Source organism: Chryseobacterium sp. MMS23-Vi53, assembly GCF_047651245.1.
Classification (GTDB): Bacteria; Bacteroidota; Bacteroidia; order Flavobacteriales; family Weeksellaceae; genus Chryseobacterium.
Map to the genome: position 1 here is coordinate 2,846,766 of NZ_CP180265.1, position 12,047 is coordinate 2,858,812.

General features: G+C 31.3%; 7 protein-coding genes. 4 read left to right on the top strand and 3 right to left on the bottom strand.

Annotated features, from left to right (window positions below; all coding sequences use genetic code 11):
* Both ACKX2A_RS12705 and ACKX2A_RS12710 read left to right on the top strand, forming a co-directional pair.
* A complete protein-coding gene (locus ACKX2A_RS12705) occupies positions 1-3,078 on the top strand; it encodes a hypothetical protein (RefSeq protein WP_415325123.1) in 3,078 nt (1,025 codons plus the stop codon).
* Positions 3,079-3,090: 12 nt separating this feature from the next.
* Entirely contained in the window at positions 3,091-6,474 is a 3,384-nt protein-coding gene (locus ACKX2A_RS12710) for a DUF6443 domain-containing protein (protein WP_415325124.1), read from the top strand.
* A gap of 27 nt (positions 6,475-6,501) precedes the next feature.
* Here ACKX2A_RS12710 and ACKX2A_RS12715 read toward each other — a convergent pair whose 3' ends face one another.
* On the bottom strand, positions 6,502-6,999 hold the full coding sequence (locus tag ACKX2A_RS12715; protein ID WP_415325126.1) for a hypothetical protein: 498 nt from the start codon (positions 6,997-6,999) through the stop codon (positions 6,502-6,504).
* Between the two features lie 477 nt (positions 7,000-7,476).
* Here ACKX2A_RS12715 and ACKX2A_RS12720 point away from each other — a divergent pair, with 477 nt between their 5' ends.
* The gene (locus tag ACKX2A_RS12720; RefSeq protein ID WP_415325128.1) at positions 7,477-8,667 is read left to right on the top strand and encodes a DUF4113 domain-containing protein; all 1,191 of its coding nucleotides are present in this window, start codon (positions 7,477-7,479) and stop codon (positions 8,665-8,667) included.
* 66 nt (positions 8,668-8,733) lie between these two features.
* On the opposite strand, the gene ACKX2A_RS12725 is transcribed toward ACKX2A_RS12720, so the two are convergent.
* Together ACKX2A_RS12725 and ACKX2A_RS12730 are read right to left on the bottom strand one after the other, a co-directional pair.
* Positions 8,734-9,348 carry a YdeI/OmpD-associated family protein gene (locus ACKX2A_RS12725; protein WP_415325130.1) on the bottom strand — a complete coding sequence of 205 codons (615 nt, stop codon included), beginning with the start codon at positions 9,346-9,348 and terminating at the stop codon, positions 8,734-8,736.
* 160 nt (positions 9,349-9,508) lie between these two features.
* Positions 9,509-10,642, bottom strand: coding sequence for a serine hydrolase domain-containing protein (locus ACKX2A_RS12730; RefSeq protein ID WP_415325132.1), 1,134 nt, complete (start codon positions 10,640-10,642; stop codon positions 9,509-9,511).
* A gap of 82 nt (positions 10,643-10,724) precedes the next feature.
* Between ACKX2A_RS12730 and ACKX2A_RS12735 the strand changes: the two genes are divergently transcribed.
* Entirely contained in the window at positions 10,725-12,026 is a 1,302-nt protein-coding gene (locus tag ACKX2A_RS12735) for a M48 family metallopeptidase (RefSeq protein WP_415325133.1), read from the top strand.
* Positions 12,027-12,047 lie beyond the last annotated feature (21 nt).

Here is a 12,047-nt window from a genome sequence, read left to right on the forward strand (position 1 = left end):
ATGAAACTTAGACTTTATATAGTAATTTTTAATCTTTTCTTTTTTTTCAACGGCTATTCTCAATTTAGTTCATACGTAAACATGCCGTGGAATAATACTGATATTAACAATACAAATACATCAGGCTTTATTAATCCAAAAGGAAGCTCATTAATTAATTACCCATTTGGAAATCTATCATTAAATATACCTTTGTATGATATTGATGAAAATCTCCCTCTTTCCTTATCTTACAGTGCATCATCTGTTAAACCAAACGAACATCCGTCAGAAGTAGGATTAGGATGGAATCTTATTGCCGGTGGATCAATTGTAAGGGAACAGAAACTTTTTGCAGATGAAGCTAGTTTTGAGCTAAGTGGCACAATCTATAAAATGGGATACTTTTTTCGAAGATCTACTATGTATAATGGAATGGGATCTTGGGGAACTGAATATGCCGCTTATACTTTAGGTGTTAATGAGAACTGGGAATCTCCGGATGTATTTCATTTTAATTTTCTTAATTACAGTGGAAGCTTTATGATGGATGAGACGGGAGCATTTCAAATAAAATCTGATACTGATTTTAAGGTTGAATATGTTGTCGAGAAATTTAGTGATTTTCCTTCTATGTTCCAATCAACACTCGGACAATACACAACTATAACAAAATTTAGATTGATTGCTCCAGATGGAACGATTTTTACTTTTGGTGGAGATGAAAATGCTATTGATTATACAGCTAGAGGTCCAGTACCTTTTACCAATATGCTGCCTTTATCATCTTCAAAATGGAATTTGACACAAATAAAACGCTCAAACGGAAGTACTATTAGTTTTAGCTATCAAAGGCTAGATCCACAAGTTAAAATTAATGTTGTATTTGAATATCTTAGCAAATATTATCGAAATAAAATTCCATGGTTTGATAATGTGACTGTACTTTATCCAACATTCATTTCTGGAATTAAAAAGGATAACATTTCCATTGCTTCTTTTTTCTATAAGAACTCGAATGAGAAAAAATATGCAGAAACTGTTATACCAAACTATCCAAGTGGTTATGGAAATATAACTTCAGATATGATTAGTATGAGGAACTATCAATGGAGTCAATGGTTTTTGATTAATTCTTATGATGATATTAAATGGAATCAATTAGACAAGATTACTATTAATCCACTGAAAATCGATTATGTTTTCAATTACACGAACAATCCAAACGAAAGATTAAAATTGCTTGGGATCACAAAGAAATATAATTCGGCATTACAGAATGTCCTTGCAAAAGATGAAAATTATGTTTTATCATATAATAACAATCTATTTCCGGATTATTTTTCTGGACATGGAGATCATTTAGGTTATAACAACGGTCAAAATTATAATTTTGTTTTTACAAATGATTTTTTATTACCAAATAAGCCTCTTGAGACATCAGCAAATGAATATGCTAGCTCAAGAAATCCAGATTTAACGGGTAACTTCTTATATGCGGAACTACTTACAGCTATTCAATATCCAACGGGAGAAATAACTAGATATGAGTATGAACCACATTCTGTATCGCATACAATTGCCATTGGGGCTGGAATACATCCAAATTCTCCTATTGTACCTTTTAATCCGGGAGGGTTTAGGATTAAGTCTATTTCATATTATGATAAAAATCAGTTTGTTAAAAGAAAAACGCTTAAATATCAGAAATTCTACGGTCCAACATATCCAAACTATCTTAGCTCAGGTATTCTTTCATCCATGCCTAGATATTATGAAGATCTAAAAATGACAAATGTAACAAAACCTGAATTTTATAATCAGCCTATGAGCATATTTACATCTAATGGGTTACATCATTCGTCAAATACTTATGGGAATTATGTCTTATATTCTAAAGTTTATGAAGTTGAAGAAAACTTAAACGGAGAAAATATAGGTTACACAGAATATTCGTTTACTAATTATGATATTGATAGGTGGGCACAAACCCATATGGATGAGGGTGGAATGGGTATTCTTAATACTGAATACCATCCATATTCGAGTTTAAATCATCAATCTTTAGGTAGGGTAAATGATACTTATTATAATCCGATCAGTTCAAATGAAAGTCAAAGAGGAAAACTTATTGACAGGAAAATATATGATAATACAGGTAAGCTTTTAAAAGAGTACAATTATAAGTATACCAAGATTGGCGAAAATTTCACTAAGCAACTTTCAATATTTAGAACACCAGATGACAGACCTGATCCATGGACTCAACTTAATACATTTCTGTTAGGGGGGTTTTTTAAAGGATATAATTATAAATATTTGGTAAATGAAGAGAATGAGATAGATTATTTTGATAATAACAGAAGTGTTTCAAAAAAGAAAACTTATACTTATGGTCAGAATTATCCAAATAATTTGATGTCGTTAAAAGAAGAAACGAATACTGGTGAAACTTCTACGGAATATAAGTACGCAATTGACCAAAGTAATCAGTTATTGATAGATAATAACATAATCAAAATTCCAACCGTTCAAGAAGTAAAAAAAGGTAATCAGTTAGCTTATAAACACGAAATAATTTATGGCAAAGATGCTTCCACAAATAATTTAGTGCTTCCTAAAGAGATTCGTTACTATGATAACAACAATGTCTTAAGAGATAAAACTTATATAGATTTATATGATACAAAAGGTAATATCTTACAATATAGAGAAGGAGAGTATGGGTTGCCTATAACAATTGTTTGGGGGTACAATAAGGTACATCCAATTTTAAAATTTGAAGGTGCATCTTACAATAATGTTCAAAATTACATAGGAAATGCAATTGCCATTACAGACAATATTGCAATGGGAGGAAATATTATTCAGTATAAAATAATGTTAATGCAAGAGTTAAAGTCAATTATAAATAATTCAAATCTAAAACAATTTAGAATTACAGGTTTTACTTATGATTATTTTGCTGGTGTCACCAATGTTATTGAACAAAATGGAGCCGTGAAATCCTATGAATATGATAAGGCTAACCGTCTAATTAACATCTTCAATAATAATAATGAATTACTTGAAAGTTTTAAGTACAACTATAAAAATTAAAACTTAAACAAAATGAAAAATATTTTTAAAATATTCACATATACTTTAATTTCACTGATCAGTATTAATTTTTCAGCTCAGACTGATACTGAAAACTATACAAAGTCGACTAAATGTATCACTGTAGATTGCAGCCAAAAAAAAGAAAGTATAATTTATTTTGACGCTTTAGGTAACCCAAAAGCATCTATATTTATTGGTGGAGGAAATAATGCAGGTCAAAGTTTAGCAGGGAAAAATGAATTAGATGCTTTCGGACGGAAGAAAAAAAACTATTTACCAGGAATTGTAAGTACAGGATTAAATTTTCCTTCAAGTATAGATTATAGTCTGTATCCAGAAATTTCCACCTTTGATGAGATAAAATTAGAATCTTCTCCATTGGGGAGAACTATTTCAAAAGCAGAACCTGGTGATGATTGGAAAATGGGAAGTGGTCATGAAACGAATTTTGTTTATGACACTAATTTAGCAAATGAGGTAAGGATGTTCAAAGCCGCTACTCAATTTAATGCTACTTTTCAAATTTATGATGTTTCACTAACTAACAACTATGATGGTAAATTCTTCTATGATGCAAATGTATTGTATAAGACTTCAATATCCGATGAAGATGATAATGTAACTATTGAGTTTAAAGATAAAGAAGGAAAAACGATTCTTCAAAGAAAGGTTTCGGAAGATGGGAATGTAGATACTTATTATGTTTATGACATATTCGGGAATTTAGCATTTGTTTTATCTCCAAAATTGTCTGATCTTGCGGGTAATCAGGCTTTGTTAAATGATAGTTTATTCGAATTAGCTTATCAATACAAATATGATAGCAAGAATAGATTAGTAGAGAAAAAAATGCCTGGTAAAGATTGGGAATATATAGTATATGATAATCAAGACAGAGTTGTAGGGCTTCAAAATGCAGTAATGCGTCTAGATAACCAATGGCTCTTTACAAAATATGATAAGTTCGACAGAGTGGCTATTAGTGGCTTAGTTGTGGTTAATGGATTAAGAGCAGAAATACAATCTAATGTTTCCGCTAATATGGGGGCTAATAATATTCAGAGGTCAGATACAGGATACAATCAAGATAATATTATAATTTATTATACAAATAATGGATTTGGAGCAGACGGCTCAGTAATTACAATAAATTATTATGATAACTATCCGATGACTGTACCGGAAGGAATTCCTTCAACTATTTTGCAACAAGAAACCGCTTCTGGGAATCTGTTAAATGGTTTATTAACACAAACAGTCTCTCGAGAACTGGGAACAAATAAATTTGAGTATAAACATTTACTATATGATAAGAAGAATTTTCTTCCTGTTCGTGAATATATTGTGAATACTTTGGGAGGATATACCGTTTCTGATAAGAAATTTAGTTTTAGTGGTAAATTATTGAATGAAATAATAAGACACAAAAAAACCGTAACAGATACTGAGATTGTTACAAACGAGGAATTAAGTTATGACTACTATGATCGATTAGCACAGCATACCCATCAGATTAATAATGAAGCCAAGGAATATTTGGTAAGAAAAAAATATGATGGATTAGGTAGATTATCAGAAGATTGGGTTGGCAATAACTTACCATCATCACCCCTACAAACAGTAAATTATAATTATAATATCAGAGGTTGGCTAACGAATGTTAATAACGTTGATGATTCACCATCCGGAGTTTATGGGGATCTTTTCTCATATCGATTGGATTATAACAATTCTTTTTTAGGAGAAAATAAATATGATGGGAATATATCTTCGTCGATTTGGAAATCGTCGACAGATGAGATTCCAAGAGGTTATGCTTATTCATATGATAAAGTAAATCGCTTACGAGATGCTGTTTCTTATAATCTTGCTTATGGAATTGTTAATGCCTATGCGGAACAAGTAAAAGGTTACGATAAGAATGGTAATATTACAGGTTTTATAAGAACCGGAGACTTTGAAATAAAAAATGCGAACTTGATAGATGATCTGACATACATTTATAAAGATAATTCAAATAAATTATTGAAAGTTATTGATGACAGTAATCAGTCATCTGGGTTTTCTGATGGAACTAATTTGGATGATGATTTTGGATATGATGACGGAAACCTAAGTAAGGATCTTAATAAAGGAATAACAAAGATTAACTATAACTATCTAAACCTACCAACTGAAGTTATATGGAATAATAACAAGAGAATTATATATTCTTATAATTCACAAGGTAAGAAAATTAGAAAGAAATTTATTGATGGAGCTATTGTTACAGAAACTTTGTATTTAGATGGGTTTCAGTATAAAGATAATGTTCTGCAATTCTTAGCAACAGATCAGGGATATATAAATGTTAGTAATGGCAATGTATTTAATTATGTCTATCATTATAAGGATAATTTGAACAACATTCGTTTAAGCTATCAGAAAGAATCTGATAATACATTAAAAATTCTTGAAAATAGTACTTTCTATCCTTTTGGATTGAAGCATAGCGGATATAATAATGGAAGTTTTGGAAATTCTAATTATAAGTTCAGTCTTGCCAGTAAAGAAGCGCAAGAAGATAAGACATATGATTTTGGGGCAAGATTTTATATGCCTGATATTGGGAGATTTGGTACACAAGATCCAATGCAAGTATTTGATATGTGGCAAAGTTCTTATTCATATGCTAATAATAATCCGGTCTTGTATTCTGATGAGTATGGGCTAGGTATTTTAAATGTTATTGGTAATTTATTTCAAAGGTTAGGACATGCTATAAAAAATTTATTTAATAATGAATGTGGTTGTAATAATGGTTTTGGCGGAGAATCTATTGGGGATGCTTTTAGAAGAGAAGATTTTCCTTCAAGCGGTAATTCGAGCAGTAGAGGAAGTAATAGGTCGTCAGGGACACCTCGACTTAATGGTAACTCTTTACCTTCTATGGCTTCAATTGCTTCTCGTCCTAAAGGTATTTTGCTACCGAATTTTGAAAATGTGGTACCGACTATTAATTCTCCAATTTCAGCTAGATCAACTGAATTTGATAGAAAACCTACCAGAGCGTTACCTACAAATGTAAAATTTAGTCGAAATATTGAATTTAAACAAAATTCAACATCTTTTTATGATAAAGCATTAACGGAAAAAATACTAGATGATTTAATTAGTACTTTACTCGAACATGCCGATTTAAAATTAATTATTAGTGGGAATAGTTCATATACTCAAGACGACGATATGGACATCATGGTTGATGGTGTAGATGGAACTGTTGGAAGCCTCAAGCTCGGAAGAGCAGGAGCAATCAGAAAACTTTTAATGAAAAGGGGAATAGAACCACGAAGAATATTAATAAAAAAAGGAAGAGATAAAGAACTAAGTACGAATTTTGAGTTAAAAAAATAAAATAAAACCAACCTATTTAGGTTGGTTTTATTTTGTATTTTGATTAAAATTATCAAGAGATTTTAATTCCCTATCTATTTTTAATTTCCAGATTTTTTGTTTCTTATTATCCAAGTGCAAATATTTTCCACCAGTGTAATATATTTTATCATCTATTTCCTGATCAAATTTAGTGTCAAAATTTTCATATCTTTTATTCCAAATTTCAATTATTTCAGTGTATATCTGTAAATTATTAACTTGTAGATTATTTAAACTATCAATGGACTTTCGCATTTTTCTAGCATATAATTCCGCAATATTAAAATGTATTTGTTCATGTTCTAATGTAGTTGGGTCCTTTAGTAACATCCAAGAATTATCAGGATTAAAATACACTAGAACGTGTATAGTAGGAGCAATAGCATCGCTAAATTGTGAGGTTTTAAAATTAAATTTGAAGCTACTTTCTGCCCCTTTAAATTTATTTGTAGTTGCAATTTTGATGGTATCTTTTTGCGCAAGTTTAAAATCTTCATACCTCAATGGTCTTTTACTATTCCATGGAATTAATTGAATTTGCTGTTGAATGAAATTTAAAAAAAAATTACTGTAAGAAATAAAAATATTTTTTTCATTAATTTAGAACAATATATACCCAAATATACTTAATTTTTGAATTTACTATCCTATATTTATTTTTCCAACAGGTAAAAATTGAAGTTCTAATTGATGCGTTTTTAATTAAAGTGGTAAAAAATAAACGTGATAAAGCATTAAATAATTGTAAGATATTCAATTAATTGGTAGATCATTATCTGATAAATACCAATAAGATTTCTTGTCATTTAGTAAATTTTTATCAAAAGTTCAGGAATAAATCTAAGTTTTATGTTGCTTGTTTTCAATTAATTGTGTTTTTTACTTTTGATAATATCCAACTTTTGATAAGCTGCCTTATCAAAAGCTTTCGATAATTCCTGCGAGCGAACGCTCAATCCGGAACTAGAAAATAAACCCGTTGTGGTACTTTCCAACAACGATGGTTGCGTTGTATCTCGAAGTAAGGAAGCGAAAGATCTGGGTATTCCTATGGCTGCACCGGCTTTCAAGTATAAGGAACTTTTTAAAAAACATGATGTGAAATCTTTTTCTGCAAAATTTGAGTTATATAATTTTAAAAGTCAGCAGGTCATTAATATTGCTAAATCGTATGTCGTTGAGCATGAAGTTTACAGTATCGACGAATTATTTTTAAATCTTACAGGCTTTAAATATGTCAGTATTGACGATTATTGTCTTGAGATTAAAAATAAAATAAAAGAAAAAGCTAATATTCCTGTTAGCATCGGTGTTGCGCCCACTAAAACTTTGTGCAAAGTTGCCAATCGAATTGTTAAGGATTTTCCTGATCAATTTGATGGAGTTTATATTTTAGATACCCCTGAAAAAATCGAAAAAGCTTTAAAATGGCTAAATATAGGCGATGTTTGGGGAATCGGTCGCCGACTTGCCGTAAAAATGCACGACAATGGCGTTCACAAAGCCTGGGATTTATTGCAAAAACCTGAAATGTGGGTTCGCAAAATCATGGGAATTCACGGTGTGAGAATGATTAATGAATTGAAAGGAATCCGTCAATTGGAATTAGACACTCCGTCTCCGAAAAAATCAATTGCCGTAACCCGAAGCTTCATGGAAATGCTGACCAAAAAAGAGGATGTTCGTGAACGTGTGGAAACCTTTGGAATGTACTGTTCTGAACGTCTGAGAAAACAAAATACCTGTTGTAAAATGGTCACAGTTTTTGTGCAAACCAATCGATTCCGAAATGATTTGCCGGAATATCGAAATGCCATGACTCAGATTCTTCCAAATCCTACTAACTCGTCAATTTTGATTGGTAGAGTAGTGAACGAACTGTTTGAAGCTATTTTTAAAGAAGGGTTTCATTATAAAAAAGCAGGTGTTATCGTAAACGATTTTGTACCTGAAGATCAGCGATTGATTAATCTTTTTGAGGAAGATATTCAGAATCTCCATTTGCCCGTTATGAAAGCTATGGATGCGATGAACAAAAAATACGGGAAAGATAAAGTCCGTCTAGGAAGCATGAGCGGAGAAAATACTTTCGGCAGAAAACAATTATCCCCGGAATATGAAGCTTTCCTGAAAAATAATACATTAACAGAAGCTAATTTCCGATTCCACTAAAGTTTTAGTTTAAAGTAAAATTTATTGCAATTCGAAGTTTACAACTCATTATTTATCACTCAAAACTTACTTCTTCTTCTCATATTTCCAGTTTCTGCCTTTTCCCTCGGAGATCCATTCGATGGCTTGTGCCATTCTTTTATTTCTAGTCGTTTCCGTTTTGGCATCAATGATCCAATTAATATATTCTTTTCGAAATGATGGCGATTCTTTTTCAAAAAATTCAAATGCTTTTTTGTTTTGATTTAAAGCTTCTTTAAAATAATCGGGAACTTCGATTTCGGTTTTGGATGATGCTGATTTTTTTAAGGTAACTCCCATGTCGGTAAGTTCTATTGCTTCTTTAATTGCATTTTTAAGCTGGATTTTTGCCGGAAGATCTTCAACACTGGTAATTTTCCCTAAACTGAACATTGAGTTTTTCTCAATATCTTTCGTGATTTCCTGCATTGTTTTCATTTCCTTTTCAAGCCAAAATCCGAAAGTACAATGTTGCTTGAATGAAGCCATTGAACAGAGAATCTTCCCTTTATAAATGAAATTTGGAAAACTCCATTTCATTGCTTCTTCCGCATCCGGACAAAATTCATGAACGATTTCACGAAGATAATTTAATATAGGTTTTGCAAAATCCTGAGATTTTTCAATGTATTCATCAACTTTTGTGTTGTATTTTTCCATAAGTTTTTTTTATTTTTCTTCCCACAGATCACGGATTTGCACAGATTTTTTATGTTGTATTTTATTTACACATTTTAAAAATTATACTCAATTATCAGTGCAAATCCGTGAAATCTGTGTGAGAAATATTTATGTAAATCAAGCAATTCAGAACAAATCTTTAAGCAAAAAATTTTACCGTTTCATTCACCAAAAATTTCACCTGATCGGGTCTTCCTCTATCATTTTTAGGCAGATTATTATAGCTTCCCGTTCTTACAATCACCATTTTGTGTTCAGGAATCATGATGATATATTGACCTTGAAGCCCTAAAAAATAATAATGCTTAATCGGATTATCATTGTTAATCCAAAACCCCATTCCATAAATTTCTTCAGAATTTTTGGTAGGAGTTCGCATTTGATTGATAAAATCAAGATTTAAAATTTGTTTGTCTCCCACTTTTCCTTCATCCAGAAACAGTTGTCCCAATTTCGCAAAATCCCTCGAATTGGAGTGAATGCAGCAATATGTTTTTTCCATTCCGCTTTCGTCTGTGCTCCATTCCGCATTCTGTTCCATTCCCAGCGGAGTCCAGAATTTTTCGGATAAATAGCTTGCCAATGATTGATTGATCGCTTTTTTTACTGCAAAACCCAAAAGCTGTGTCGAACCACTTTGATATTCGAATCTTTCTCCCGGATTTTCTTTAAATTTTCTTGAAAAAGTAGCTTTCAAAAGACTTCTACCATAATAAGCTTTGGCGTTGGGTAAAAATGGATTTTTGTAATCTTCGTCCCAATTTAAACCAGATTCCATTTGGGCTAAATTTTTTAAAGTTAAATTTTTCGCAAACGGTTTATCTTTAAATTCATCAAAATAATCAGAGAATTTGTCGTCAATATTTTTAATTTTTCCTTCTTCCAAAGCTTTCCCCAAAAGCATTACTGTGACAGCTTTTGCCATAGAAAAAGAATTGGTATGTGAGAGTTGATTGTAGCCATTCCAGTATTGTTCGTGAATTAGTTTTCCATTTTTAACAACAATATAGGAAGCGGTATTAGATTGTTTTAAATCATCAACGATATTTTTCGGTAGCTCTTTTTGGTTGTATTCCGGAGACTCTTCCCAAAGGACAGGATTTTCCGTTGAAATAACATTACTGGTGAAATATTTTCCGTCATCGATATTGGCGCTCGACTTTCCGCGAAGGTATGTTTTTGATATTCCATTGAACAGATAAGCGTATCCGAAAAGATAAACCAAAAATGCTGCAAACACAACAAAAGCAACGAAATAGATAAGAATAGTCATATAAATTGATCTTAAACAAATTTAAAATAAATTTGAAAATATGAAACGAAATGATTTATTTTTGTGATTATTGATGGAAAATATGATGAAAAAACTAATATCCTTTTTATTTCTTTATTGTTTTGCCGTTTCTTTTGGACAGATACTTAAGCCTATCGACACAGCAGATTATCCGCAGAGAAAGGAACTTATCCGAGCTTTTAATTTCAATAATGAAGTTTTTATAAGAAAAGTAAAAGCACAATATTCTGGAAAGACGGGTTCTGATCTGGCTAAATTTTATAAAGAATTCGGAACCGATTTTGAAAAGCAGATAAGCAACAAAGATTTTATCTTAAGATCAGATTATGATGTGTCTGTAAAATCCCTGATTGCACGATTAAGAAAGAATAATCCGCAAATTCCTCAGGATTTGAAAATATTGATTGCTAAAGATAATACGCCCAATGCATTTTGCCTTCTAGACGGAACTTTCGTGATTAATATGGGACTTTTCAGCTGGCTTGATAATGAAGAACAAATTGCTGCCGTGATTGCTCATGAACTGGGACACAGAATAAAGCAGCACACTCTGAAACTTCTTGTGGCATTGTCTGAAAATAATCAACAGGATAAATCTACAGTAAAAACGCTAAAATCTGTGAGTGAAAACGCCAATGAAACAGCTTTTAATATTCTTAAAAACAGAATGTATAAAAAGGGAGTTGAGAAAAGAAGCCAAGAAATAGAGGCAGATTCTCTAGGATATGTGATTTTTAAGAATGCAGATTTTAAGAAAACTGAATTTATAAATGCTTTAAAGAGACTTCAGGACTTTGATACCATTTCACCAAGAGAATTGAAAGTGGAAACTTATAAAAAAATGTTTAATCTGCCACAACAGGCTTTTAAGGATAAATGGCTTAAAAAAGAAGATTTTTCACTGTATAATTATAATTTTTATAAAGAAAAATTAAGTAAAGATTCTCTGGCTTCTCACCCGGAAATGGCTAAGAGACTGGAAAAACTAAAGAAAATTTTCCCTGAGCTTAATCCTGGAACAGAATCTTTAAAACCTTCCGAATCTTATCTTTCATTAAGAAAAGCTGCCAGAATGGAGATTTTGCCCAATTATTATCATTCGGAAGATTTTGGTTTGGGAATTTACGTCTCGTTACAGTTTTTACAGGACGGTGAAGATGAAAAATATTATAAAACCTGGCTGGGAAAATATTTTGCTAAAATTTATGAAGCAAGAAAAAACTATAATCTAAATAGGTATCTCGACCGCATAGAACCAAAGGAACAAAGCGAAAGCTACCAACAGTTTCTGAATTTTATGTGGAATCTGAGCTTAGAGGAAATTAAAAATATTTCAGATTTTTATCAAAATAAAGAATCCTAATCATTGCGATTAGGATTTTTG